Below are 25,602 nucleotides of genomic sequence, written 5' to 3'. Positions count from 1 at the left end.
TCCGCCGCTTACTCGTAACCGAAGGCCTTCAACGCGGCCTCGTCGTCCGACCACCCTTCGCGCACGCGTACCCAGGTCTCCAGGAATACCTTGGCACCGAACAAGCGCTCCATCTGCAGGCGCGACTTGGCACCGATCTCTTTCAGGCGGGTACCGCCCTTGCCGATCACGATGGCCTTCTGGCCTTCGCGCTCGACCCAGATCACCGCACCGATGCGCAGCAGGTTGCCGTCTTCGGTGAAGCGTTCGATTTCCACCGTGGTGGCATAGGGCAGCTCTTCGCCCAGCTGGCGCATCAGCTGCTCACGCACCAGTTCGCCGGCCAGGAAGCGCTGGCTGCGGTCGGTGATTTCATCCTCGCCAAACATCGGCGGGGCTTCCGGCATCAGCGCGAGCACGTCATGCACCAGCGCTTCCAGCCCGTTGCGCTTCTGCGCGGAAATCGGATGGACGGAGGAAAACTCGCGCCCCTCGGTCACCTGCTGCAGGAACGGCAGCAGCGCCGCCTTTTCCTTCAGGCGGTCGACCTTGTTCACCACCAGCACCACCGGGATGCCCGAATCACGCAGCACCTTGAAGGCCATGGCGTCTTCTTCGTCCCAGCGACCGGCTTCGATCACCAGCAGCCCGGCGTCCACGCCCTCCAGCGAACCGCGCGCGGCACGGTTCATGACCCGGTTCATCGCCCGCTTCTGCACCTTGTGCAGGCCGGGGGTATCCACCAGCACCAGCTGGCCCTGCGGATACGTGGCGATGCCCAGCAGCCGGTGCCGCGTGGTCTGCGGCCGGTTCGAGACGATACTCACCTTGGCCCCGACCAACGCATTGGTCAGGGTCGATTTGCCCACGTTGGGGCGGCCGATGACGGCAACGCTGCCGCAACGATGGGGCGTTTGTTCGCTCACTTTGAATCCACCAATAGGTCTAACGCGGCCGCGGCCGCCTGTTGTTCTGCCAATCGCCGCGAGGAGCCTTCGCCCTCGGTGCTGACGGTTGGTTCGGTCAAGATGCAGCGTACCTGGAAGGTCTTGGCGTGGTCGTCACCGGATTCTGACACCAGTTCGTACTGCGGCAGCGCCTTCTGTCGGCCCTGCAGCCATTCCTGCAGGCGGGTCTTGGGATCTTTGCCGGGCTTTCCGGTCGCCGGCAGCGCATCCATGGCGGCGTCGAACCAGGGCAGCACGCGGGCACGGCAGGCGTCGAAGCCGGCATCCAGGTAAATCGCGGCCACCACGGCTTCAAACGCATCGGCAAGGATCGAATCCCGGCGATGACCACCGGTCTTCATTTCGCCGGCGCCCAGCGTCAGCCGGTCGCCCAGCATCAGTTCGCGCGCGCGTTCGGCCAGCGCGCCTTCGCGTACCAGCTCGGCACGGCCGCGTGTCAGCGCGCCTTCGTCGGCCTTCGGCCAGCGTTCGTACAGGGCCTGGGCCACCAGCATGTTGACGATGCTGTCGCCGAGGAACTCCAGCCGTTCGTTGTGTGGCACACCCGCAGAGCGGTGCCGCAGGGCCTGCACGAGCAGGTCCGGCGTGGCAAAAGGGTGACCGATCAGATCACCGCGTTGGAAAGTTTTATTCGACACCGCTACGGGTAAGGTCCTGGCTGGCGTCGAACTTGCCGACGACGTCGAGGTTGCCGATCAACGGGCGCCGCACTTCATAGTTCACACGCAGGGTCCAACCGTTGTTCTTGCGGTCGAACTTCACGTTGGCGGGCTTCACGTTGTCGGAGTAATTGATGTACAGGCGCTTGAAGAACAGCGACTGGATGTTGGCCGGCTGCATCGTCCCGATGCCCGGCTCCTTGGCCAGGCTCTTCATCGCCGAGCGCACGGCATAGTTTTCCTGGTACATCGGGAACAGCTTCATCCCCACGTACAAGAAGAACCCCACCACGATCAGGACCACCAGGAAGGAGGTCAAGGTCAGGCCGCGCTGCGCTTTCATGTTGTTCATTGCGTTCTCCCCAGATACGCGTGGATGAATCAATTGACGCCCGAACCGATCCGCGACGGCTCGAAACCGTCCTTGCAGAACCAGCCCGAGCAGTTCAGCCAGATCAGGAATGCCTTGCCGCGCAGGTTCTGCTCAGGCAGCAGGCCCCAGAAGCGGCCGTCGTCACTGTTGTCACGGTTGTCGCCCATCACCAGGTATTGGCCCGCCGGAACGGTCCATTCCCCCTGCCCGGCAGGATACGCCGTCTCCAGCACGGTATGGGTGCGGCCCGGCAACTCTTCCACCAGCAGGCTGGCGCCTTCGCCGTGGCCGCGATGGCCGGCGTACAGGCCCTTGTCTTCGTACTTCACCGGCTGGCCGTTGAGGGTCAGCGCGTTGCCTTCGAAGCGGATTTCGTCGCCCGGAACACCGATGACACGCTTGATGAAGTTCTCGCCCTTCGCCGGATCCTGGTCGTTGTGGCCGGGGAAATGGAACACCACGACATCACCGCGCGACGGCTCGCCCACCGGGATGAACTTGGTGTTGGTCAGCGGCAGGCGCAGGCCATAGGCGAACTTGTTGACCAGGATGAAATCGCCGATCAGCAGGTTGGGCATCATCGAGCTGGACGGGATCTTGTACGGCTCGGCGATGAAGCTGCGCACCACCAGCACGATGGCCAGCACCGGGAAGAAGGCCCGCGAGTAGTCCACCAGCGCCGGCTCGCTGTCCAGCAGGCCGGCGCGACGGGCGCGACGACGGGCGAAGTACAGCTTGTCAGCCAGCAGGATCAAGCCGGAGGCCAGGGTCAGGGCAACCAGGAGGAACTCAAACGCTTTCATTCAGGGTCCTTAGCAACGTATCGAAGGCAGGGCGGCCCTACCCCGGGCCAGGGGGGGCCGAACGCTACCTTACTTGTCCATCTGCAGCACGGCGAGGAAGGCTTCCTGCGGAATCTCCACGCGGCCGACCTGCTTCATGCGCTTCTTGCCTTCCTTCTGCTTCTCCAGCAGCTTCTTCTTGCGCGACACGTCGCCGCCGTAGCACTTGGCAAGAACGTTCTTGCGCATGGCCTTGACGGTGGTGCGGGCAATCACCTGCGCGCCGATCGCGGCCTGGATGGCCACGTCGAACATCTGCCGGGGAATCAGCTCTTTCATCTTGTCGCACAGCTCGCGGCCACGGCGATCGGAGTGCGACCGGTGGACGATAAGCGACAGGGCATCGACCTTGTCGCCGTTGATCAACACATCCACGCGCACGAACGGGCCGGCGTCGAAACGCACGAAGGCATAGTCCAGCGAGGCGTAGCCACGGCTGACGGATTTCAACTTGTCGAAGAAGTCCAGCACCACTTCGGCCATCGGCAGCTCATAGCTGATCTGCACCTGGCTGCCGAGGTAATTGATGCCCAACTGGCTGCCGCGCTTTTCTTCGCACAGCTTGATGATGCTGCCGATGTATTCCTCGGGGGTGAGGATGTTCGCGCGGATGATCGGCTCGCGCACTTCCATCACCTGGTTCACCGGCGGCAGCTTGGCCGGATTGTCCATGTTGACGATGCTGCCATCGGTCTTCAGCACTTCGTACACCACGGTCGGCGCGGTGCTGATCAGATCCAGGTTGTATTCGCGCTCCAGGCGCTCCTGCACGATCTCCATGTGCAGCATGCCGAGGAAGCCGCAGCGGAAGCCGAAGCCCATGGCTTCGGAGCTCTCCGGCTCGAAGCGCAGCGCGGCATCGTTCAGGCGCAGCTTGTCCAGCGCTTCGCGCAGGTCCGGATAATCTTCGGCATCCACCGGGAACAGGCCGGCGAACACGCGCGGCTGCATTTCCTGGAAGCCCGGCAGCGGTTTGGCCGCCGGATCCGACGCCAGCGTCAGGGTGTCACCCACCGGTGCACCGTGCACGTCCTTGATGCTCGCCGTCACCCAGCCCACTTCGCCCGCGCCGAGCTTGGCCAGCACTTTGCGCTTGGGGGTGAACACGCCGACGTTGTCGACCTGGTGGTTACGGCCGGTGGACATCACCTGCAGCTTGTCACCGGCTTTGATCTCGCCCTGCATGACGCGTACCAGCGATACCACGCCAAGGTAGTTGTCGAACCAGGAATCGATGATCAGCGCCTGCAGCTTGTCGGTATCGCGCGGCACCGGCGGCGGAATGCGCTTGACGATCGCCTCCAGCACGTCGCGCACGTTCAACCCGGTCTTGGCGCTGACCGCGACGGCGTCTTCCGCGTCGATGCCGATCACCGCTTCGATTTCGGCCTTGGCGCGCTCGATGTCGGCGGTGGGCAGGTCGATCTTGTTGATCACCGGCACCACTTCCAGGCCCTGCTCCACCGCGGTGTAGCAGTTGGCGACGGACTGTGCTTCCACGCCCTGGGCCGCATCCACGACCAGCAACGCGCCTTCGCATGCCGCCAGCGAACGGCTCACTTCATAGGAGAAGTCCACGTGCCCGGGCGTATCGATGAAGTTCAGATGGTAGGTCTGTCCATCCACGGCTACGTACGGCAAGGACACCGATTGCGCCTTGATGGTGATGCCGCGCTCGCGCTCGATCGGATTCGAATCGAGCACCTGCGCTTCCATCTCGCGGGCCTGCAGGCCGCCACACAGCTGGATGATGCGGTCCGCCAGCGTGGACTTGCCATGGTCGACGTGGGCGATGATGGAGAAATTGCGGATGTTCCGCATCGAATCAGAGGACATAGAGGTGGCGGCGGCGCCGGGCGTCGTCAGGGTAACGTTGGATTATCGCACGGGAAGGGGGTCCCCGGTGGATGGTGACCGCCCGTGGTGCGTGACGCGTCATGCCGCTGCGCTCGCCGAGCATGGCTCGGCGCTACCCAGGACTCGAGACCCGTGAGCGGGTCAGCTGCCGGTCTTCACGGCCACGAAGGCGCTGTTGCCGCCGCTGCGCACCAGCAGCATGACCACGTCACCTTTCTTGTACCCCCCCAGCGCGCGGTTCAAGGCATCCACACTGCCCACCGAGGTGCGCCCGACCTGCAGGATCACCATCCCCGGCGACAGCCGCGCATCGCGCGCTGCCTGCCCGTTGACCCGGGTCACGCGCACGCCCTCGCCTGCTTCCAGGCCCAACTGCGTGCGCTGCGGGGCGGTCAGGTCGGCCACGTCCAGGCCCAGCAGGGCATTGGCACCGGCCTGCGGTGCGGCGGCTTCATTGGCGGCAGACGGGCGATCGGCCGCCGCCTGCGCATCTTCCGCCAGCTCGGTCAGGGTGGCGCCCAGCTCACGCTCCTTGCCATCGCGGACCAGCCCGATGCGTACCTTGCTGCCCGGGGGCAGCGCACCGATCAGCGGCGGCAGGTCACTGAACGAGTTGACGGCACTGCCATTCACCGAGCGGATCACGTCACCGACCTGGACACCGGCCTTGGCCGCTGCGCTGCCGACCACGATCTCGTTGACCAGCGCGCCCCGGCTGTCCGGCAGCCCCAAGGCCTGCGCATTCAACGAATCGATCTGCTGTACCACCGCACCCAGCTGACCGCGGCTGACCCGGCCGGTCTTCTTGATCTGCTCTACGGCCCCCATGGCCAGGTCGATCGGGATCGCGAAGCTGATGCCCATGTAGCCGCCGGAGGCGGAGAAGATCTGCGAGTTGATGCCGACGACCTCGCCACGGGTATTGAGCAGCGGGCCGCCCGAATTACCCTGGTTGATCGCGACATCGGTCTGGATGAACGGCACGTAGCGCTGTTCGGCGCCGCCGGTGCTGCGACCGACCGCGCTGACCACGCCGGCGGTGACCGAGTGATCCAGACCGAACGGCGAGCCGATCGCGACCACCCACTGTCCGGGCTTGAGCGAATTGGAATCACCCACGCGCACCGTGGGCAAGCCCTTGGCGTCGATCTTCAGCAAGGCCACGTCGTACTGCTGGTCGCTGCCCACCACCTTGGCGGTGAACTCACGGCTGTCGCCCAGCTTGACCTTCACCTCGGCCGCATCGGCCACCACGTGATGGTTGGTCAGCACGTAGCCATCAGCGGAAATGATGAAGCCCGAACCCATGCCGCGGCCCTTGATGCTGGGACCGCCGTCCTGATCACCACCGGGACCACCGGGGCCGCCCGGACCGGGCATGCCGAACTCCGGCCCGAAGAAGCGGCGGAAGATTTCCGGAATCTCGTCCTGGCTCGGGCCGGCACCGCCGCCACGGGCCTGGCGGTTGCTGCGCACGATGGTGGTTTCGATGTTGACCACACCCGGCCCGACCTGCTCCACCAGGTTGGTGAAGTCAGGCAGTCCGGTCACCAGCGGCTGCGCCGGTGCGCGCGGCGCGGCGGCGGCAGTCTGCGCAGCGGCCTCCTGCGCCAGCGGCGACGGCGACTGCGCGCAGGCGGCCAGCGGCAGGGTCATGGCCAACAGGCCCAGTGCCTGGGTACGGAACGAACGGGTGAGCGGCATCATCGGATTACAACCTCCGGTCAGATCAACGGAATACGGGGAAACGCACCTGCCGAGATGGCAGGCGCGAGGGGGACGGCGCGATCAGTCACGCCGTCCCGGCACCTGCAGTTCTTCCTGCAGGCGCGGTTCGAAGGGGTAGAACGTGGCACCGGGCGCGGTGCCCGGGTAGCTGGCATTGAGCGCGCCACCGGCTGCCGGGCCCACGCTGGAGCGCGGCCAGGGCCGTGCCTGCAACGCCCCGACATTGCCAAAGGGCAGGTCGCGATGGTTGCCCGCGGCCAACGACGGCAGCGACGCCGGCTCGCGGGAGGCCACGGCGGTCTGCGGCACGTCGCCGCGTTGCGCGGCACGGGCGACCTGCTGGCTGCGGGTCGCACTGGCGCGGCGGGCGGCCGCGTCCTGGCGCCGGCTTGCTGCGGCGACAGCGGCAGCCGGCACGCTGGCCACCAGCGCGGCGGCCTCGCTGCCCGTACCGGTCGCATCGCCGCCCGACGGCGCCTGCACGGGCGGTGCAAGCTCGGCCTGGCTGGCGATCACCTGGGTCGGCGCATCGACGGGGGGGTCCGGCGCATCCAGCGACTGCCGTCCCATGAACAACGCCACGGCCGCCACCGAGGCAGCCAGTGCGGCACCGCCACCCCAGCGCATCCAGCCACGCGGCAGCTCACGTCGTGGTTCAGCCTGCGGTGCCGGCTCGGCGGCCAGCGCCGCACTGACCCGTGCGGCGAAATCAGCAGGCGCCGGCGCAACGGCCTGTCCCCGCAGCGCATCGCCCAGCAGCGCCCAGCGCTCCTGGCAGGCCTGCAGCTCCGGATCGTGCTGCAGGCGGCGCAGCAGGAAACGCGCCTCGTCCGAAGACAGCTCGCCGTCCACCAGCGCAGACAACTGCTGCCGGTTATGCATGTCGATCTTGTCGACCGGTTGCTGATGCGTGTTCATGCGCGGCTTTTCTCCCGTGTGGCGCTGCCAACGTCCAGCAACGGCCGGAGCTGGATATCGATGGCGTCGCGGGCGCGGAATATCCGCGAACGTACGGTGCCGATCGGGCACCCCATCTTCAGCGCGATGTCTTCATAGCTCAGGCCCTCCACCTCACGCAGGGTGATGGCCAGGCGCAGTTCTTCCGGCAATCCGGACACCGCCTTCATGACCGTGTTCTCCAGCTCCTGACGCATCAGCTGGCGCTCGGGCGTGTCGTTATCGCGCAGGCGGGTGCCCGAGTCGAACTGTTCGGCATCCCCGATTTCGATGTCATCGGTGGGCGGACGGCGGTTGCTTGCGGCTAAGTGGTTCTTGGCTGTATTCACGGCAATCCTGTGTAACCAGGTCGAGAATTGGGCATCGCCACGAAAACTGTTGATCGCGCGGTAGGCGCGGATGAACGTGTCCTGGGCGACGTCCTGGCATTCACTCCAGTCGGCGATGTAGCGCCCCACGAGCGACACGACACGGTGTTGATGCTTGCGCACCAGCACATCGAATGCCGCGCTCTCGCCGCGCTGCACGCGCCGGACCAGTTCCAGGTCCAGCTCCTGTGGTGTTTCAACCTCGGCCATTCGGGACCGCACTCCTGTCAGCCCAACCGACGTCAGGCAATGAGACTGCCAATCCCGGAAAAAGTTCAGCGCCGCGCATGCGGGCACCGCACCAGCTTTTAACCAACGTTCCGTTAACGTATGCGTTCACGATATGAACCAGCCTGCCATATCCCACGTAATTGATTGGGATTTGACGGAACGGAAACAACCTCTGGATCATAGCCCCTTCTCCATACACAACCGGATGGAACGTCCATGCTCTCAGGCTTCGATGGGCTTCGCCTCGCGCACTGGCACCCGGAGATCCGCGACGACGGTGTCGCGGTGCTCAATCTCGACCGCCAGGACGCCAACGTCAACGCGATGTCCCAGGACGTCCTGCTCGAGCTGGGCGACCTGATTGAACGCATTGCGATCGATCCGCCCAAGGGCGTGGTGATCCAGTCGGTGAAGAAGGCCGGCTTCATTGCCGGGGCCGACCTCAAGGAATTCCAGGAGTTCGACCGCCGCGGCACCGTGAACGATGCGATCCGTCGTGGCCAGGTCACCTACCAGAAGCTGGCCGAGCTGCCCTGCCCCACCGTCGCGGCCATCCACGGCCACTGTCTGGGCGGCGGCACCGAGCTGGCCCTGGCCTGCCGTTACCGCGTGGCGTCCAGCGACAGCAGCACCCGCATCGGCCTGCCGGAGACCCAGTTGGGCATCTTCCCCGGCTGGGGTGGCAGCGCGCGCCTGCCGCAGCTGGTCGGCGCACCGGCGGCGATGGACATGATGCTCACCGGCCGCACGCTGTCGGCATCAGCAGCGCGCAACATCGGTCTGGTCGACAAGGTCGTGGCCCCGGCGCTGCTGCTCGACACCGCGGTTGCGTTGGCGCTGAAAGGCACGACGCGCCCGTTCAAGCAGCGCGCCACCGCGTGGGCGACCAACACCTGGCCGGCGCGCAAGCTGTTGGCCCCGCAGATGGCCAAGCAGGTCGCGCGCAAGGCCCGCAAGGAACATTATCCCGCGCCGTATGCGCTGATCAGCACGTGGGAACGGACCGGCGGCAAGCCGGTGCAGGCCCGCTTGGATGCAGAGCGCCGCGCAGTGGTCAAGCTGGCCAGCACGCCGACCGCGCGCAACCTGATCCGCATCTTCTTCCTGACCGAGCGGCTGAAGGCCCTCGGTGGCGGCGACCACGGCATCCACCATGTGCATGTGGTCGGCGCCGGGGTGATGGGCGGCGACATCGCCGCCTGGTCAGCGTACAAGGGCTTCAACGTGACCCTGCAGGACCGCGAGCAGCGCTTCATCGACCCGGCCATGCAGCGTGCGCAGACGCTGTTCGAAAAGAAGGTCCGTGACGAGAGCAAGCGCCCCGCCGTGGCCGCACGCCTGCAGGCCGACCTGGCCGGTGCCGGCGCCGCACAGGCGGATCTGGTGATCGAGGCGATCATCGAGAATCCGCAGGCCAAGCGGGACCTGTACCAGACGCTGGAGCCGAACATGAAGGCCGACGCGCTGTTGACGACCAACACCTCGTCCATCCCCCTGATTGAACTGCGCGACCATATCCAGCGCCCGGCGCAGTTTGCCGGCCTGCACTACTTCAACCCGGTGGCGCAGATGCCATTGGTGGAGATCATCCATCACGATGGCATGGCGCCGGAGACTGAGCGCCGCCTGGCAGCATTCTGCAAGGCGCTGGGCAAGTTCCCGGTACCGGTGGCCGGCACCCCCGGCTTCCTGGTCAACCGCGTGCTGTTCCCGTACATGCTGGAAGCGGCGACCGCCTATGCCGAAGGCATCCCGGGCCCGGTGATCGACAAGGCCGCCGTGAAGTTCGGCATGCCGATGGGGCCGATCGAGCTGCTCGATACGGTGGGTCTGGACGTGGCCGCGGGCGTGGGCGAAGAACTGGCCCCATTCTTGGGGCTGCAGATTCCTGCGGCGCTGCAGACGGTGGAACAGGGCAAGCGCGGCAAGAAGGATGGCCAGGGGATCTACACCTGGGAAAACGGCCGCGCCAAGAAGCCTGAAGTGGCCAAGGACTACCAGGCACCGGGTGACCTGGAGGATCGCCTGATCCTGCCGTTGCTCAACGAAGCGGTGGCCTGCCTGCACGACGGCGTGGTGGCCGATGCAGACCTGTTGGATGCGGGCGTGATCTTCGGCACCGGCTTTGCCCCGTTCCGTGGCGGTCCGGTGCAGTACATCCGGGCCACCGGCGCGGACGTGCTGGTGGAGCGGCTGAAGGTACTGCAGCAGCGCCATGGCGATCGTTTCTCGCCGCGACCGGGCTGGGACAATCCGGCATTGCGCGAGCCGGTGGTGTGAGCACAGTCCTGCTCAGGGACTGATGCGTGTACGGCAGCACGCCGCGAGCGACACCGCCGAGCAGGAAATGTGAGGCATAAAAAAAACGCGGCGCTGGGCGCCGCGTTTTTTCGTGTTCTGCCGGTCAGCGATCAGCTGGCCTTGGCGACGGCCTTCTTGGCAACGGCCTTCTTTGCCGGGGCCTTGGCCACGGTCTTCTTGGCTACCGGAGCAGCGGCGCCGACGGCGGCCTTGCTCACGATGTGCAAACGGGCGTTGCCGTAGCTGGCGTTGAAACGCTTACCCTTGGCGGTCTTGCGGTCACCCTTACCCATGTCTTGAACTCCTGGCTATGTTGATTCTGATTACCCCGTGCTGACACGGGTTTGGCGGGGCCGTCTTGCTGGACGCCCCCGCGCACGATCGGAAAGCCTACCACGACGGCCTCAGTGCGCGCAGCTCGCGTCATGCACATGGCCGTGGTTCAGCCGCAGGTTCACCAGATGCGCCACCCCTACCAGCAGGCCGCCCAAGGTCATCACCACCGCGTGCGGAACAGGGTCGTGGTGCAGCGGGGAATACAACAATCCCGCCCACAACGCGACCAGACCAGGCAACAGGAACCCCAGCGCGCGCAATGCGCGATGGCGGCGATAACCCCACACCAGGCTGAACAACCCCAGCAGCGTCACGAACACCACCAGCGCCGCTTCCACGCCGTCACCCAGCCACACCGACAGGCCCAGCGAAGGCGCCGCGGCCAGCACGATGGGAATCACCGCACAGTGCACGGCGCACAGCAGCGAGCCGGTGGCACCGAAGCGGTCGAGCAGATGGCGAAGGCGTTGGATGAGGGGCATGACTTCCAGCAGGGTCGGCGAAGCGTTATGGAATAATATAACATCCCTTCTGAACCCGCACGGCCCGTTTGCGTCAGCGTCTCTCTCTCCCGCTGCACCCGACGGGATTCGTGCGCCCCCTTGTTGATACGTTATAACAATTCATTGGATAGCCCCATGACTGCTCTGCGTTCCCGGCCCCGCCCGCATGCCCTCGCGTTGGCGCTGGCCGCTGCCCTTGTTCCCGCGTTGGCGATGGCGGCCGACGCGCCCGCTGATCGCGATCGCCACCTGACCGAACTGTCCGAAGTGAAGGTCACCGCCTCCCCACTGCAGGGCGACGCCGAATCACTGGCGCGTCCGGTCGAGGTGCTGTCCGGCGAGCGCCTGGACGACGCCAAGGCCGGCACCCTGGGTGACACCGTCGCCAAGCTGCCCGGCGTGCAGAGCACCTTCTTCGGCCCAGGCGTCGGCCGCCCGATCATCCGCGGCCAGGAAGGACCGCGCGTGGCCGTGCTGTCCAACGGCATGGGTAACATGGATGCCTCCACGGTCAGCGCCGACCATGCCACCAGCATCGAGCCGTTCCTGGCCGATCAGATCGAAGTACTGAAGGGCCCGGCCACCCTGCTGTTCGGCAGTGGCGCGATCGGTGGTGCGGTGAACGTCGTCGATGGCCGCATCGCCAGGGAGATCCCGGATCGCCCGCTGAGTGGCCGCGCCGAAGTACGTGGCAACAGCGTCAATGACGAGCGCAGCGGCATGTTCCGGCTGGACGGCGTCAACGGCAACTGGGTGCTGCACGTGGACGGCCTGGTACGCAATGGCGACGATTACCGCATCCCCGGCTACGCCGTGGTCGATGCATTGGAAGAACACGACCATGCGCATGACGATGGCGACGCCGCCGAGCCGCGGCGCGGCACGCTGGACAACAGCTCCATCCGTACCCGCGCCGGCGGCGTGGGCGCGACGTGGCTGGGCGACGGTGGCTTCTTCGGCCTGTCTGCCAGCACCTACCGCACCAACTACGGCATTCCCAACGGCGCGCACGTGCATGCCGACGGCGATGACCACGATCACGACCACGATCATGGCGGCGAGGAAGAAGAAGGGGACGAGCACGACGTGCGCATCGACATGGTGCAGAACCGCTTCGAGTTCAAAGGCGGCCTGTACAACCCGACCTCGTTCCTGAAGAGCGTCACCCTGCGCACCGCGTTCACTGACTACGAACACGTCGAACTGGAAGCCGGTACCCCGGCCACCCGCTTCACCAACCAGGGCATCGAAGGTCGCCTGGAAGCGGTGCAGAATGAGATCGCCGGTTGGAACGGCGCCTTCGGTCTGCAGTTCGGCAACAGCGATTTCGGTGCGAAGGGCGAAGAAGCGTTCGTGCCGGACACCCGCACCGAAAACGCCGGCCTGTTCGTGCTGCAGGAAAAGCAGTTCGGCCCGTTCAAGCTGGAGCTGGGCGCACGCCACGATCAAGTCAAGCTGGACCCCACCGGCGATTACCAGCAGCGCAAATTCGACGCCACCAATCTGTCTGCCGCTGGTATCTGGACGCTCAACGATGCAGTGGACCTGCGCTTCGGCGTGGACAGCTCCGAGCGCGCCCCGACCAATGAAGAGCTCTACGCCGCCGGCGCGCATATCGCCACGCGTTCCATCGAGCTGGGCAACCCTGACATGAAGACCGAGCGCGGCCAGCGCATCGAACTGGGTATCCATACGCACAGCGAACGCGTGGACTTCTCGGCTTCGGTGTACCAGACGAAGTTCAAGGACTTCATCTATCTGGCCGACACCGGCGTGGTGGAAGACCTGCCGGTACGTCTGTGGGCGCAGCAGGACGCCACCTTCAAGGGCGCCGAAGCGGAGGCACTGGTCCATCTGTTCGAAGGCGGCGCCGGCGATTGGGACCTGCGGGTGTTCGGTGACTACGTCAAGGCCGAGCTGGATGGCAGCGGCAGCCGCAACGTGGATATCGCGGTGCCGCATGGCGACCACAACCACAACTACACCGTGGAACTGGCCAACGGCGGTTACCTGCCGCGCATTTCGCCGGCACGCGTGGGCGCGGACCTGCGCTGGTCGAAGGACGGCTGGCGTGCATCGCTGGGCGCCGTGCGCTACAGCAGCCAGAAGGACACTGCGCAGAACGAACAGGCCAGCGACGGCTATACCCTGGTCGACGCGCACGTGGCCTACCGCTGGGACCGCAGCGACAGCAACAGCTACGAGGTGTTCCTGGACGGCAACAACCTGACCAACCGCGAAGTACGCCCGCACACGTCCCTGCTCCGCGATTACTCGCCGCTGCCGGGACGCGGCGTGGCGTTCGGCATCCGCGCCTACTTCTGATGCACGCGTGACAAGGCGGGGTCCGGCATGCAGCCGGGCCCCGCCTGTTTCTCTCGGGATCACTGCCCTCTCACGAAGCCCACCGGACGCCAACGCGGGCGCCCGATGACGCAAACGGCCATCGCATTTCGGACACTTTTGTCCGAAAATAGCGTCATGACCTCTTTACGTGCCGACGCGGCAGCACGCCGCGCACAGATCCTGGATGCCGCCGACCATGTGTTCGGCAACCACGGCGTCACCGCGCCCTTGGACCTGGTCGTCGAGCGCGCGCAGGTAGGGCGGGCCACGTTGTACCGCAACTTCCCCGACCGCGCGGCGTTGATCGAGGCACTGCTGCAACGCACCGTCGAGCGTATCCGGCGACAGGTGGTTGAACTGGGTGATCGGGATGATGCGCTGTTCGAACTCCTGGACGGCATGGGTCGCCGTATCGTCGACTCGCCCGCACTGGCCGATTACTGGCGCGCAGTGCATCCGGACGAACCGACCGTCAATGTTGCCCGCGAGACCGTCCGCACCCTGATGGAAGCGCCGATACAGCGCGCCATCGCGGCGGGCCTGTGCCGGCCCGACCTGACCTCCACGGACATTTCACTGATTTCAGGCATGCTGGGGGCCGCGCTGCGCGGCAAAGACCGCGCCGAGCGCACTGAACTGGCACGACGTGCGCTGCAGCTGCTGCGCGCGGGCCTGCAGGGAACCGGCGCCGCGGAGGCCTGATGTCGCAGTACCTCAAGCCCATCCCGGACTGGGAAGAACACGAAAAGCCGACCCTGCCCGGGTCCGCGTCAATGCCGTGGCACCCGCCGCACCGGCGCATGGCCTATGCGATGGTATCGGTGCTGGTGGCAATCACCGGCGGTCTCGGCACCGCGCTGGTCACTGCCAACCTGCCCTTCCTGCAGGGTCAGCTGGGTCTGACCCCGGCCCAGGGCAGCTGGCTGGTGGCGTCGTACGTGATGGTCAACGTCACCGCCAACCTGCTGGCGTTCAAGTTCCGTCAGCAATATGGCATCCGCCTGTTCGCGGAGATCGGGCTCGGCCTGTACGCCGCACTCGCGCTGCTGCACCTGGTGGTCGGCACGTTCGAAACCACGGTGCTGCTGCGCGCGGCCAGTGGCTTTGCCGGTGCCGCCTGTTCGACGCTCGGCACGCTGTACATGCTGCAGTCGCTGCCGCGTCGCTATACCGGCAACCTGCTGGTCATCGGGGTGGGGCTTTCGCAGTTGGCGGTGCCCTTGGCGTGGGTGATTTCCCCCAGTCTGGTCGGCACCGGCCAATGGCACCTGCTGTACTTCTTCGAAGCCGGCCTTGCCCTGTGCGCGTTCGCGGCGGTGGTCCTGCTGAAGCTGCCGCCGGGCGTGCAGATCAAGGCCTTCGAGCCGATGGACTTCCTCACCTTCGCCCTGATGGCACCGGCCGTCGGCCTGCTGGTTGTGGTGCTGGCGCAGGGCTATGTGCGCTGGTGGCTGGATACGCCGTGGCTGGGCTGGGCCCTGGTGGCCTCGATCGCGCTGGCCACCACGGCGTTCGTCATCGAACACCATCGGCGCAATCCGCTGCTGCAGACGCGCTGGCTTTTCAGCCTGCCTGTGATGCATTTCATCGTCGGGGCGTTCCTGCTGCGCTTCCTGACCACCGAGCAGTCCTACGGCGTGGTCGGGCTGATGCGCATCCTCGGCATGGGGCCGGACCAGATGCGGCCGTTGTTCGCGGTGATCCTGGCCGGCGTGGTCACCGGCATCGCCGCCAGCTCGCTCACTTTCGGGCCGAAGCGGCTGATCCCCCAGTTGCTGATGGCCATCCTGCTGCTCGGCAGCGCCGCGCTGCTGGACCAGCACCGCACCAGCCTGGACCGTCCGCACGATTTCTTCGCCAGCCAGTTCCTGGCCGCCGTGGGATCGGGCATGTTCATGGGCCCGCTGATCATGCTCGGCATCACCGCCGTGCTGAAACAGGGCGTGGACCACATGATCACCTTCCTGGTCACCCTGTCGATCACCCAGACCCTCGGTGGACTGGCCGGGTCGGCCGTACTGGGCACCGTGCAGCTGCACCGCGAACAGATCTATTCCAGCGCCCTGGTCAGCCAGCTCGATCCCGCCGATCCGGTGGTGGCGCAGCGGCTGCGGCTGCAGCAGCAGATCTACGCCGCACAGATCACCGATCCGATGCTGCGCAGCGCACAAGGCACAGCGCAACTGGCGCAGATCGCCCGACGCGAGGCCAACGTGCGCGGCTTCAACGATGTATTCACGGTCACCGGCTGGATCGCGCTGGGGTTCCTTGGATGGCTGTTGCTGCTGTCCACGTGGACCGCGCTGATGAAGCAGTGGCGCAAGCGCCGTTCCTCTTCTTTCCCTCCTGTGGCGCCGCCTCCGGCCGCTGCACCACGCTGAGTCGATTCCATGTCCCCACAACAGCCTCCCCGCGATGACGATGCAGCGGACAACGTCAACCCGCCGCCGCCTACCGATGCCGCGCCTGCACCCGCGCCACCGCCACCGGTGACCCGCACGGCCACCGGCGACGGTGCGCCGAAGTACCTCACGCCCAGCAACCGCGCGGTGATCCTGGCGGTGGTGATCGCCCTGATCGGCATCGGGTTGATCCTGCGTGCATGGCAGCTGTGGCCGTTCACCACGGCCATCGCGACCACCGACAACGCCTACGTGCGCGGACAGGTGACGGTGCTGGCCCCACAGGTCAACGGCTATATCACCGAGGTGCTGGTCAAGGACTTCCAGCATGTGAAACAGGGGGAGGTGCTGCTGCGCATCGACGACCGCATCTACCACCAGCGTGTCGCCCAGGCGGAAGCCGCGTTGGACAGTGCGAAGGCGGCCTTGGCCAACTCCGATCAGTCGCAGGCACAGAACCGCGCGCAGATCGCCTCGGCCAAGGCCACGCTGTCGGCCGGACAATCCGAGCTGCAGCGTTCGCGTGCGGAACTGGCCCGGTATGAGCAGCTCGCCGCGCAGCGGCTCGTCGCCCTGAACGACCGCGACAAATTCCGCACCAGCCAAGCCTCGGCGCAGGCCGGTGTGCAGCAGTCGCAGGCACAGATCCAGATCGCCGAAGAGACCCTGGTGTCCACCCGGGTGGCGCGCAAGGGACTGGAAGCGCAGGTGGAAAGCGCCGAGGCTGCCTTGGAACTGGCGCGCATCGATCTGGCCAACACGGTCATCCACGCACCGCGCGACGGACAAGTCAGCGAGGCCAGCGCGCGCGCCGGGCAATACGTTGCAGCCGGTTCACAGCTGCTGTTCCTGGTGCCGGACACGTTGTGGGTGGTGGCCAATTTCAAGGAAGGCCAGACCTGGCCGATGCGCATCGGCCAGCCGGCCACCTTCGCGGTGGATGCGTTCCAGGGCGAGGTGCTGCGCGGCCATATCGAAGAAATCGCCCCGGCGACCGGTTCGGAGTTCAGCGTGCTGCGGCCGGACAACGCCAGCGGCAACTTCACCAAGGTGGTGCAGCGGCTGCCGGTGCGGATCGCGATCGACGCCGATCAACCGCTGGCGGTGCGCCTGCGGCCGGGGATGTCGGTGATAGCGAAAGTGGATACGTCGGTGGAGCCGGCGGCACCGGTGATCGCGCGTCCCGCGCAGTGAGCAGGTCGAACGGGTGACCCCCTCGCGGTTGGCTCTGACGGCCAGCCTACGAGCTTGGGGCCGGGCGGTGGGGCGGGACGGGGGACGGCAGAAACCGCATCCATGCGGGCCTCGTTTCGTGCCATCCATGGCACTCAACGCCCCCGCCCCGCCCCACCGCCCGGCCCCCTGACAGGTTCCGTGGCCGCCCGCCGCGTAATAAAAAAAGAAAAGCGGTAGCGCCGACCCATGGTCGGCGAGCGCAGCGGGCCGTTGGCGGGAACATTCCGCCGACCATGGGTCGGCGCTACCGATGGCGATGATCCGTCGGGTGTAGGGAGCCCCTGAGTCAGGGGCGGCCGCGAAGCGGCGGGGTGTGGGTGCTGGTGAGACGGGGGCCCACGGTTTGCGAAGCAAAGCGTGGGAGCGGCAGCGCGAATGCGATGACGTGGACCCGCCATCCATGGCACTCAACGCCCCCGCCCCGCCCCACCGCCCGGCCCGCTGACAGGTTCCGTGGCCGCCAGCCGCGTATGAAAATAGAAGAAAAGCGGTAGCCCCGACCCATGGTCGGCGAGCGCAGCGGGCCGTTGGCGGGAACATTCCGCCGACCATGGGTCGGCGCTACAGATTCAAAGGCCGCCATGGACCTGTCGAAGGTGGGGCGGGGTGGGTTGGCGGGGGCGTTGAGTGCCATGGATGGCACGAAACGAGGCACGCAGGACGCAGTTTTTGCCGTCCCCCGCCAACCCACCCCGCCCCACCTACACGCAGCCCTGCAGCCTTTGACGTTGCCGTTGACGTTGTCGTTGACGTTGCCGTTGCCGTTGCCTTCGACGTTGCCTCGAGCAGGTGCCGGGCCGCAGGCCCGGCAACACCACAAAAACTCACCCCGCGCAGCGGGCGCAAAGTCCGTGCACTTCCAGCGTCTGCGCCTGCGGCTGGAAACCCAGCTCCTTGGCGCGCTTTTCCAACTGGCTGACGATCTCGCGGTCTTCCAGTTCCACCGCGCTGTGGCAGCTGTTGCAGATCAGGAACGGCACCGAATGTGCGGCACTGCTGGGGTGATGGCAGGCCACGAACGCGTTCACCGATTCCAGCTTGTGCACGAATCCATTGGCCATCAGGAAATCCAGCGCGCGGTAGACCGTGGGCGGCGCATCGGCCCCCACGCCCTTGCCGCTGCGTACCCACTCCAGCAGCTCATACGCCTTGACCGGCTTGCCGGCCTCGGCGATCAGGCGCAGCACGTTCGCCCGGATCGGGGTCAGCCGCAGTCCACGCTCGCGGCAGACACGCTCGACCACCCCGACGAAATCCGTTGCGTCATGGACGTGGTGGTGTGGGGCCGTACAGGCGTGCTTGGCGGACATGCGGGTTCTCCGGTTCGGGGCGGGATCAGGCCGCTGCTATCTTGGTGATGGCAACATCGATGCGTTTCAAGGCCTCATCGCGTCCGGCAAGGTACACCGTCTGCGAAATATCCGGACTGACCTGGGTGCCGGTGATGGCCACGCGCAGCGGCTGCGCGACCTTGCCCATGCCGATCTCCAGCGCCGCGGCCGCATCGTGCAGCGCCACCCCCACGCTCTCGGCAGTCCACTCCGGCAGGGCCGCCAGCAGCTCACGCGCCTTGCCCAGCGGGACATCCGCGCCCGCCTTGAGGTGCTTGGCCACGGCAGCGTCGTCGTAGGTAGTCAACGGCTGGTACCAGACCACGGCCTTCTCGGCCATTTCCTTCAGGGTCTGCACCCGCTCGCGCAACGCGACCACGACATCCTCCGGCGACGGACCTGCGTTCAGGTCCACACCCAGCTTTTCCAGCTGATAGACCAGTGCCGGCGCAATCGACGCAGGCGCTTCGGTCTTCAGGAAGTGCTGGTTGACCCAACCCAGCTTGGCCATGTCCAGCCGCGCTGCCTTGGAATTGCAGTTCGTCACATCGAACAGGTCGATCAGCTCCTGGCGGCTGAAGATCTCCTGGTCACCGTGCGACCAGCCCAGACGGGCGAGATAGCTCAGCAGCGCTTCGGGCAGATAGCCGGCATCCTTGTACTGCATCACATCGGCCGCGCCGGTGCGCTTGGACAGCTTGGCCCCCTGCTCGTCCAGGATCATCGGCATATGGCCGAACTTCGGCACCGGTGCCCCGATGCCTTCGTACAGGTTGATCTGCCGCGGGGTGTTGTTGATGTGGTCATCGCCACGGATGACCTCGGTGATGCCCATGTCCCAGTCGTCCACCACGACGGCAAAGTTATAGGTCGGGTAACCGTCCGGACGGAAGATCACCATGTCGTCCAGCTCACTGTTGGCGATCTCGATCGGGCCCTTGATCAGATCGTCGAACACCACCGTGCCTTCAAGCGGGTTCTTGAAACGGATCACCCGGTTCGGATCCTCGCGGTAGGCCAGGCCCTGCTCACGCGCCGCGCCGTTGTAGCGGGGCTTCTCCTGCTTGGCCATGGCGGCTTCGCGCATCGCGTCGAGCTCGTCTTTGGTCTCGTAGGCGTAGTACGCCTTGCCGTCAGCCACCAGCTGCTCGGCCACTTCCTTGTAACGCGCCACGCGCTGGGTCTGGTAGATCGGACCCTCGTCATAGCCCAGGCCCAGCCACTCCATCGCCTCCAGGATCGCGTCGATGGCGCCCTGGGTACTGCGCTCGCGGTCGGTATCTTCGATACGCAGCACGAACTCGCCGCCACGGTGGCGGGCCTCCAGCCAGCAGTACAACGCGGTGCGGGCACCACCGATGTGCAGGTAGCCGGTGGGACTGGGGGCAAAGCGGGTGCGGCAGGTCATGGGACGCTCGGAGCAACGGTTGTCCCCCGATTTTACCAAAAGGGGACGGAGGGGATTAAGTCGCAATCCACCCGCCCCCTTCTGTTCATCAATTCAAGCCAGATACGACTTAATCCCCTCCGTCCCCTTTTAGGGTCTTGCGCGGGAACAGGTCGTCGCGGGTGGCGGCGTTGTACACGAACGAGGCGACGATGGCGGCGGCCTGCTTGAGGTCTTCCGGCTCGGCGTGGTCCCAGGTATCCAGGTGGCTGTGGTGGACGTTGCTGAAGTAATCCAGCTTGTCCTGGATGAACTGGAAGCCCGGCAGGCCGACGCGGTCGAAGCTGATGTGGTCGGTGGAGCCGGTGTTGCGGCTGGCCACCGTGGTGGCGCCCACGTCGTTGAAGGGCTTCAGCCAGGCTTCGAACACCGGCATCGCGGCCAGGTTTTCCTGCGCGTAGATGCCGCGGAAGCGGCCGGAGCCGTTGTCCATGTTGAAGTAGACGGAGAACTTGTCGTAGTCGCGGCGCTTGAGCAGCGCACCGGTGGGCTCGCGCAATGAGGCCGGCAGCGCTTTCTGCGCCGGATCGGTGGGCTCCGGGAACTGCGCGAAATGCTTGGCCACGTAGGCCTGCGAGCCGATCAACCCCTGCTCTTCGCCACTCCACAGCGCAACCCGGATCGTGCGCTTCGGCTTGGCGCCGACCGCTTTGAGGATGCGCATCGCTTCCATCATCACCGCCACCCCCGCCGCGTTATCCGCTGCGCCCGTGCCGGTATGCCAAGAATCCAGGTGCGCACCCAGCATCACCACTTCGTCAGCCTTGCTGCTGCCGCGTAGCTCAGCCAGCGTGTTGTAGCCGGGCTGGTTGGCTGCATCGGTGAAGCGCGCTGCCACGTCCACGCGCAGCTTCACCGCCTGCTTGTTGGCCAGCGCCCGCACCAACGGATTGAAGTGCTCGGAAATCATCGCCAGCTCGGGGATGCCAGCCGACTCACCGGCCCTACGCGAACCGCCGCCGGCGACGCGGATGATGCCGTTGTCCCAGCCGCTGATGCTGATCGCGGCCAATGCGCCCTCTTCCACGAAGAAGGCATTGGTGGCCTTGGCCAGCGCCTGCCGCTCGCTGTACTCCTTGACCCGCTTCTCCTTCTCGGCCGCTGCATTCTTCGGCAGGGTGAACTCCTGCAGGCCCTCCAGCGAGGTCGCATCATGGCGATGCGAGTCCGGTTCGGTGCCACGCTTGTACTCGCGTGCCTCGCCCAGCAGCAGGATCTTGCCGCGCAGCGTGCCTTTGTATTTTTCCAGGTCCGCCAGCTTCTTGATGTCCACCTGGACCAGCTCGCCTTCCACCGGTCCGTTGGTACCCGGCGTCCATGCCTTGGGCAGTGCATGCAGCGGCTGCACGCGCTCACCCAGCATCTCCACGCGGGCGGAGGTGAACTCCCAGCCACGGCCGAAATCATCGAAGGCTTCGTCATGCACGTTGCTCAGCCCCCATTCGCTGAACTTGCCGCGCGTCCACGCGTTGGCCTGCGCCATCGCCGGTGAGTTGGTCAGCCGCGGGCCAATGGACTCGGTGAGGTGGCTGAAGGTATCCATCACCTGCGAGCGATGGAATGCCTCCTGGCGGATCTTGCTGACCATGTCCAGGTCGACCGGCTCGGCGCGCTGCGCCATCGCCGGATTGCTCACGGCCAGCGCAACGGCCAGCACTCCCCACTTCAACATCGGCTTCCCCCGGCTCACACCATCATTGGTCAACCATCGAGTGTAGAGGCGACCCCGCCAGGTCGCAGATGCCTAAGGTCACGCAAAGAAGCAGGGCCACATTCCGATCCGGAATGTGGCCCTGCCAGGGTGATGCAGGAGGCCGGCTTCAGCGCACGCCGCTGCGCCCGTCACCGTCCGCAGGCAGGGCCGGCGGCCCGCCCATCCCCAGTGCATACCAGTCGACCCGGCGGGTCACCCACATCACCAGCGCCAGGATGCCGAACAGCAACAGCGAACCCATCAGCAGTGCATTGTTTTCCGACACCAGCAGGCCATACAGCGCGCCGTACAGCACCGTCAGCATCAGCGCGAAGCCTGCCCCCCGCTTCCAGTGCCCCAGCACGTTGGCCAGGTACACCGCCTGCAGCCCGATACACGCCAGCGCGGAAACCAGATACGCCTGCCAGAAGGCGATGTGCTCGGACAGGCTGATCAGCAGCAGGAAGAAGATCGCCAGCGCCAAGCCCACCATCAGGTACTGCAGCGGATGGATGCGCAGCTGTCGGATCAGTTCGAACAACAGGAAGCCGACGAAGGTCAGCAGGACGAACAGCACGCCGTACTTGGATGCGCGGTCGGCCTGGGTGTACACGTCCACCGGGTCCACCAGCGATACCTCCACCGACTGGGCCGAGGAATCGCCAGCACGCAGCTGGCGCTGTGCATCCGAGGCCAGCGACGAGACCGCCCAGCGGGCCTCGAAGCCCTGCGCATCGACGCGGCGCTCGTTGGGGAGGAACGCACCGGCAAACGAGGGATGTGGCCAGGTGGAGCGCAGGGCGATCTGGTTGTCATCGCCCACCGGCACCACGGCCAGCGAGCGGCTGCCATCGACCTGCAGCTCCAGCTCCACGCGGCTGGCCGCCAGCAGGCCACCGGCGGGATCGCTGAAACCGGCGACCTCGGCCTGCAGTCCGCGACCCAGCTCATCGGCCACGCCCACGCCGGGCTGCAGGCGCAGCGGCGCACCGTTGACTCGCAGATTCGGTGTGCCGACCAGACCGCGCACATCGCTCAGCCCGACCGCCAGATACGGCGTGCCGTACGTGCGGCCGGTCTTGATCGGGTAGTCATCGGCGGGGAATGCAGCCGTGATCTTGCCCTGCCAGCTGTACACCGGCACCTTGAACAACCCGACCGAGCGCTGGTCCGGCAGCATTCGGCCATCCACGCTCAGCTGCTGCGGCATCTGCAGCCAATGCCCCTGCGTGGTCTGCACTTCGGTGGTGGTCTTGCCCGCCTTGTCGACGACGGCGACCGTGGTGCGCTCGATCCAGGGCACCACGCGCACCGGCCCGACCAGTTGCTGCGTACCCGCACGGCTTTCGGCCACGCGACGGAAGGCTTCTTCGCGGTACTCGCTACGGTCGGTGATGACGCTGCGGATCATCATCAGCGGAACCAGCAGCAGCAGGATCAGCCCGCCGACAATGGCAAAGCGCAGGAACAGGTGAAGGGATTTCATGGTCCATCCTCGTTGGAGAGGACTGCAGGATGGACAGCACCGGTGTGCGCAGTTTGAAGTGAATGTGAAGTGGAGCGACCCGCGGCGCACGTCCGTTGCGGTCATGCGGCCGTCGCAACACGGCAATGGCGATGAGGCGGTGACAATGACGCCGTGGAAACGCCGCGCGGTGTCGAGCCGACCTGGTAGAGCCGACTTCAGTCGGCTGCCGTTTGCGGGCAAGCACAACGCAGCCGACTGAAGTCGGCTCTACCAGAACGGCATCATCCCACCAGCCAGAGCGGCATCACCCCGCCAGGCAAAGCAGCATCATCCCACCAGCCAGAGCGGCATCACCCCGCCAGGCAAAGCGGCATCATCCCGCCCGCCAAAGCGGCATAACCCGCCACCCAGAGCAGCATCAACCCGGCAGCCACAACGTGGCCACCGTACCCCCGCCGTCGCGGTCCTCCACCCGCACCCGGCCACCATGCAACCGGGCCACTTCGTGCACGAACGGCAGCCCCAGCCCGGAGCTGCGCCGTCCCGTGGCAGGCCGTGGCAGCGAATAGAACCGTTCGAAGATCCGCTCGCGTGCGTAGTCCGGTACGCCCTCCCCGTGGTCCACTACCTGCAGCGCCACGCCATCGCCCTCCGCCAGCGCACGCAGGTGCACCCTGCCGCCCACGGGCGAAAAGTCGATCGCGTTGTCCAGCAGGTTGTGCAGCGCCTGGCGCAGCAGGTACCCGTCACCGCGCACCGTCAACGCAACAGACGCGTCGATGTCCAGGCTGACCTGCGCCGCCTGCGCGCGCAGCTGCAGAGCCTGGGACACGCCGTCCAGCAACACCGATGCCGGCAGCACCTCGCGCGTCTGCAGCCATCCGTGCTGCTCCACTTCCGCCAGCGCCAGCAGTTTGTCGATCGTCTCGGTCAGCCGTTGCTGCTGGTCGACGATGCTGCGCGCGAACCGTGCCCGATCCTCCTCGGCCATGGGCTCCTGCAGCAGCTCGGCCGCGCCACGGATCGCCGCCAACGGGCTTTTCATTTCGTGGGTCAGCGACTGCACGTAGTGCTCCACGTACGCCTTCCCCTCCAGCTTGCGCCGCATGGTCTCCAGCGCCTGGCCCAGGTCGCCGATCTCATCGCGCCGCGGGCGGGGCGGCGGTACCGGTTCGCCCGCGCTCACCGCCTGAGCGTAGCGATTCAAGCGCCGCACGCCGGTCATCAGCCATGCTGTCATCAGGATGCCGATCAGCGCCGACAGCCCGATCAGCCACGCGCCGCGCAGCATGATCTGGCGCTGGCTGGCGGCAATGAAGGGGTCGATGCTGCGATTGGGCTGCGACAGCGACAGCACCCCGATCAGCCTGTGCCCATCGGCTGGGTCGTACACCGGCGCCGCCACGTGCATCACCGTGTGGGTGGGATCGCCGGGTACTTCGGGGCTGGACCGCGCACCGTACTCACCGCGCAACGTGCGATGGACATCATTCCAGCGCGAGTTGTCACGCCCCACGTCGCGCCCCAGCGAGTCATACACCACGATGCCCTTGGCATCGGTAATGGTCACCTGGTAATCCAGCGCGCGCTTGGGGAAGCGCCACACCATCGCCTTCGGGTCGCGGCGCTGGGCGCGTGCCAGGCTGGCAGTGAAACCGCCCCCCGCCAGCGTCCCCGCCTTCAACTCCGGTGCCGCCATCTCGGCCAGCACGTTGGCCGCATCCACCAGCGTGGATTCCATGGCCTGCCGCACACCCGGCTTCACTTCATCCACGAATATCCGCATCACGAAGAAGGCCGCCAGGCCCACGATCAGGAAAAATCCCAGGAACAGCTTCAGCCCCAGCCGCATGCTCAGACCTCCAGCGCGTAGCCGAGGCCACGATGGGTGCGGATCGGATCGTCCTGCGCCCCCGCCGCCCGCAGCTTCGCCCGCAACGTCTTGATATGCGTGTCGACGGTGCGGTCCGCACTGTCACTGGTAGCGTCCCAACCGCGATCCATCAACTGGTTGCGGCTGAGGATGGCCCCGGGCCGCTGCAGCAACGCCGCCAGCAGTGCGTACTCATAGCGGGTCAGGTCGAGCACCCGCCCTGCGTAATGGATGCGGTGGCTCTCCGGGTCGATCCGGAATGCACCGTGCTGCTGACCCTTCTCGTCAGCTACCGCCGTGGTGGCAACCGACGCACTGCGGCGCAGGCGCGCACGCACCCGCGCCACCAGTTCGCGCGGTGAAAACGGCTTGGTCACGTAGTCGTCGGCGCCCAGCTCCAACCCCAGCACCCGGTCGATCTCCTCGCTGCGCGCGGTCAGGAAAATCACCGGCACCTGCCCCGCCGGACCGGGCAGCGCGCGCAGCCGGCGGCATACCTCGAAGCCGCCCAGGTCGGGCAGGCCGACATCCAGCATCACCAGGTCCACGCGGTGTGCCTGCAGGTGCTGCAGGGCCTGCCCGCCGAGCAGGCAGTGGGTCGCCGCGTAGCCTTCGCTGCGCAGCGCATACAGCACGGTTTCGGCAATGGCGGTCTCGTCTTCGACCACCAGTACGTGGGCAGCAGCTTCTGTCATGGCGGCAGC

The 25,602-nt window shown here is 66.2% G+C and carries 21 protein-coding genes; 5 read left to right on the top strand and 16 right to left on the bottom strand.

The window, feature by feature from the left end; all coding sequences use genetic code 11:
* Nucleotides 1-8 precede the first annotated feature (8 nt).
* From era to rpoE, 8 genes are all read right to left on the bottom strand, one after another.
* Entirely contained in the window at nt 9-905 is an 897-nt protein-coding gene (gene era / locus IFT65_RS12920) for a GTPase Era (protein WP_188326593.1), read from the bottom strand.
* Nucleotides 902-1,585, bottom strand: coding sequence for a ribonuclease III (rnc, locus tag IFT65_RS12915; protein WP_188326592.1), 684 nt, complete (start codon nt 1,583-1,585; stop codon nt 902-904). Before rnc ends, era begins: the two co-directional genes overlap by 4 nt.
* Entirely contained in the window at nt 1,575-1,949 is a 375-nt protein-coding gene (locus IFT65_RS12910; protein WP_188327219.1) for a DUF4845 domain-containing protein, read from the bottom strand. Before IFT65_RS12910 ends, rnc begins: the two co-directional genes overlap by 11 nt.
* Before the next feature lie 38 nt (nt 1,950-1,987).
* Nucleotides 1,988-2,782: a signal peptidase I gene (gene lepB / locus IFT65_RS12905; RefSeq protein WP_188326591.1), complete on the bottom strand. Its 795-nt coding sequence runs from the start codon at nt 2,780-2,782 to the stop codon at nt 1,988-1,990.
* A 69-nt stretch (nt 2,783-2,851) separates the two neighbouring features.
* Nucleotides 2,852-4,642: a translation elongation factor 4 gene (gene lepA, locus IFT65_RS12900; protein WP_188327218.1), complete on the bottom strand. Its 1,791-nt coding sequence runs from the start codon at nt 4,640-4,642 to the stop codon at nt 2,852-2,854.
* 177 nt (nt 4,643-4,819) lie between these two features.
* On the bottom strand, nt 4,820-6,382 hold the full coding sequence (locus tag IFT65_RS12895; protein ID WP_192081791.1) for a DegQ family serine endoprotease: 1,563 nt from the start codon (nt 6,380-6,382) through the stop codon (nt 4,820-4,822).
* A gap of 84 nt (nt 6,383-6,466) precedes the next feature.
* Complete coding sequence (locus IFT65_RS12890) at nt 6,467-7,324, bottom strand: RseA family anti-sigma factor (protein WP_192081758.1); 858 nt, start codon at nt 7,322-7,324, stop codon at nt 6,467-6,469.
* Nucleotides 7,321-7,941 carry an RNA polymerase sigma factor RpoE gene (gene rpoE / locus IFT65_RS12885; protein ID WP_192081757.1) on the bottom strand — a complete coding sequence of 207 codons (621 nt, stop codon included), beginning with the start codon at nt 7,939-7,941 and terminating at the stop codon, nt 7,321-7,323. The genes IFT65_RS12890 and rpoE overlap by 4 nt, the downstream gene beginning before the upstream one ends.
* Nucleotides 7,942-8,178: 237 nt before the next feature.
* On the opposite strand from rpoE, the gene IFT65_RS12880 reads away from it, so the two are divergent.
* A complete protein-coding gene (locus IFT65_RS12880; protein ID WP_192081756.1) occupies nt 8,179-10,242 on the top strand; it encodes a 3-hydroxyacyl-CoA dehydrogenase NAD-binding domain-containing protein in 2,064 nt (687 codons plus the stop codon).
* A gap of 131 nt (nt 10,243-10,373) precedes the next feature.
* On the opposite strand, the gene IFT65_RS12875 is transcribed toward IFT65_RS12880, so the two are convergent.
* Nucleotides 10,374-10,556: a 30S ribosomal protein THX gene (locus IFT65_RS12875; protein ID WP_188326588.1), complete on the bottom strand. Its 183-nt coding sequence runs from the start codon at nt 10,554-10,556 to the stop codon at nt 10,374-10,376.
* Nucleotides 10,557-10,667: 111 nt separating this feature from the next.
* Entirely contained in the window at nt 10,668-11,081 is a 414-nt protein-coding gene (locus tag IFT65_RS12870; protein ID WP_192081755.1) for a MerC domain-containing protein, read from the bottom strand.
* A gap of 156 nt (nt 11,082-11,237) precedes the next feature.
* Here IFT65_RS12870 and IFT65_RS12865 point away from each other — a divergent pair, with 156 nt between their 5' ends.
* From IFT65_RS12865 to IFT65_RS12850, 4 genes are all read left to right on the top strand, one after another.
* On the top strand, nt 11,238-13,427 hold the full coding sequence (locus IFT65_RS12865) for a TonB-dependent receptor (RefSeq protein ID WP_192081754.1): 2,190 nt from the start codon (nt 11,238-11,240) through the stop codon (nt 13,425-13,427).
* Nucleotides 13,428-13,583: 156 nt separating this feature from the next.
* A complete protein-coding gene (locus IFT65_RS12860) occupies nt 13,584-14,150 on the top strand; it encodes a TetR/AcrR family transcriptional regulator (protein ID WP_192081753.1) in 567 nt (188 codons plus the stop codon).
* Complete coding sequence (locus IFT65_RS12855) at nt 14,147-15,829, top strand: MFS transporter (protein WP_192081790.1); 1,683 nt, start codon at nt 14,147-14,149, stop codon at nt 15,827-15,829. The genes IFT65_RS12860 and IFT65_RS12855 overlap by 4 nt, the downstream gene beginning before the upstream one ends.
* 9 nt (nt 15,830-15,838) lie before the next feature.
* A complete protein-coding gene (locus IFT65_RS12850) occupies nt 15,839-17,044 on the top strand; it encodes an HlyD family secretion protein (protein WP_192081752.1) in 1,206 nt (401 codons plus the stop codon).
* A gap of 866 nt (nt 17,045-17,910) precedes the next feature.
* On the opposite strand, the gene IFT65_RS12845 is transcribed toward IFT65_RS12850, so the two are convergent.
* The 6 genes from IFT65_RS12845 to creB all read right to left on the bottom strand — a co-directional run bounded on the left by IFT65_RS12845 (nt 17,911) and on the right by creB (nt 25,593).
* The gene (locus tag IFT65_RS12845; protein ID WP_188326583.1) at nt 17,911-18,396 is read right to left on the bottom strand and encodes a Fur family transcriptional regulator; all 486 of its coding nucleotides are present in this window, start codon (nt 18,394-18,396) and stop codon (nt 17,911-17,913) included.
* A gap of 25 nt (nt 18,397-18,421) precedes the next feature.
* Nucleotides 18,422-19,825: a glutamate--tRNA ligase gene (gltX, locus tag IFT65_RS12840; protein ID WP_192081751.1), complete on the bottom strand. Its 1,404-nt coding sequence runs from the start codon at nt 19,823-19,825 to the stop codon at nt 18,422-18,424.
* A gap of 109 nt (nt 19,826-19,934) precedes the next feature.
* Entirely contained in the window at nt 19,935-21,536 is a 1,602-nt protein-coding gene (locus tag IFT65_RS12835) for a M20/M25/M40 family metallo-hydrolase (protein ID WP_192081750.1), read from the bottom strand.
* 148 nt (nt 21,537-21,684) lie between these two features.
* Complete coding sequence (gene creD, locus IFT65_RS12830; protein WP_192081749.1) at nt 21,685-23,043, bottom strand: cell envelope integrity protein CreD; 1,359 nt, start codon at nt 23,041-23,043, stop codon at nt 21,685-21,687.
* A gap of 400 nt (nt 23,044-23,443) precedes the next feature.
* A complete protein-coding gene (gene creC / locus IFT65_RS12825) occupies nt 23,444-24,877 on the bottom strand; it encodes a two-component system sensor histidine kinase CreC (RefSeq protein WP_192081748.1) in 1,434 nt (477 codons plus the stop codon).
* Nucleotides 24,878-24,879: 2 nt separating this feature from the next.
* On the bottom strand, nt 24,880-25,593 hold the full coding sequence (gene creB / locus IFT65_RS12820) for a two-component system response regulator CreB (protein WP_192081747.1): 714 nt from the start codon (nt 25,591-25,593) through the stop codon (nt 24,880-24,882).
* Nucleotides 25,594-25,602: the final 9 nt, after the last annotated feature.

This window comes from Stenotrophomonas sp. CFBP 13725 (genome assembly GCF_014841935.1).
In the GTDB taxonomy this organism is placed as follows: Bacteria; Pseudomonadota; Gammaproteobacteria; order Xanthomonadales; family Xanthomonadaceae; genus Stenotrophomonas.
The sequence above is the reverse complement of the archived record's forward strand: the minus strand, read 5'-3'. Positions and strand labels throughout refer to the sequence as shown.

What these genes read in the sequence shown, in the direction of transcription:
- IFT65_RS12910 (WP_188327219.1), bottom strand. Translation starts at nt 1,949, where the DNA reads ATGAAAGCGCAGCGCGGCCTGACCTTGACCTCCTTCCTGGTGGTCCTG.
- lepB (WP_188326591.1), bottom strand. Translation starts at nt 2,782, where the DNA reads ATGAAAGCGTTTGAGTTCCTCCTGGTTGCCCTGACCCTGGCCTCCGGC.
- lepA (WP_188327218.1), bottom strand. Translation starts at nt 4,642, where the DNA reads ATGCGGAACATCCGCAATTTCTCCATCATCGCCCACGTCGACCATGGC.
- IFT65_RS12895 (WP_192081791.1), bottom strand. Translation starts at nt 6,382, where the DNA reads ATGCCGCTCACCCGTTCGTTCCGTACCCAGGCACTGGGCCTGTTGGCC.
- IFT65_RS12890 (WP_192081758.1), bottom strand. Translation starts at nt 7,324, where the DNA reads ATGAACACGCATCAGCAACCGGTCGACAAGATCGACATGCATAACCGG.
- rpoE (WP_192081757.1), bottom strand. Translation starts at nt 7,941, where the DNA reads ATGGCCGAGGTTGAAACACCACAGGAGCTGGACCTGGAACTGGTCCGG.
- IFT65_RS12880 (WP_192081756.1), top strand. Translation starts at nt 8,179, where the DNA reads ATGCTCTCAGGCTTCGATGGGCTTCGCCTCGCGCACTGGCACCCGGAG.
- IFT65_RS12875 (WP_188326588.1), bottom strand. Translation starts at nt 10,556, where the DNA reads ATGGGTAAGGGTGACCGCAAGACCGCCAAGGGTAAGCGTTTCAACGCC.
- IFT65_RS12870 (WP_192081755.1), bottom strand. Translation starts at nt 11,081, where the DNA reads ATGCCCCTCATCCAACGCCTTCGCCATCTGCTCGACCGCTTCGGTGCC.
- IFT65_RS12865 (WP_192081754.1), top strand. Translation starts at nt 11,238, where the DNA reads ATGACTGCTCTGCGTTCCCGGCCCCGCCCGCATGCCCTCGCGTTGGCG.
- IFT65_RS12860 (WP_192081753.1), top strand. Translation starts at nt 13,584, where the DNA reads ATGACCTCTTTACGTGCCGACGCGGCAGCACGCCGCGCACAGATCCTG.
- IFT65_RS12850 (WP_192081752.1), top strand. Translation starts at nt 15,839, where the DNA reads ATGTCCCCACAACAGCCTCCCCGCGATGACGATGCAGCGGACAACGTC.
- IFT65_RS12845 (WP_188326583.1), bottom strand. Translation starts at nt 18,396, where the DNA reads ATGTCCGCCAAGCACGCCTGTACGGCCCCACACCACCACGTCCATGAC.
- gltX (WP_192081751.1), bottom strand. Translation starts at nt 19,825, where the DNA reads ATGACCTGCCGCACCCGCTTTGCCCCCAGTCCCACCGGCTACCTGCAC.
- IFT65_RS12835 (WP_192081750.1), bottom strand. Translation starts at nt 21,536, where the DNA reads ATGTTGAAGTGGGGAGTGCTGGCCGTTGCGCTGGCCGTGAGCAATCCG.
- creD (WP_192081749.1), bottom strand. Translation starts at nt 23,043, where the DNA reads ATGAAATCCCTTCACCTGTTCCTGCGCTTTGCCATTGTCGGCGGGCTG.
- creC (WP_192081748.1), bottom strand. Translation starts at nt 24,877, where the DNA reads ATGCGGCTGGGGCTGAAGCTGTTCCTGGGATTTTTCCTGATCGTGGGC.
- creB (WP_192081747.1), bottom strand. Translation starts at nt 25,593, where the DNA reads ATGACAGAAGCTGCTGCCCACGTACTGGTGGTCGAAGACGAGACCGCC.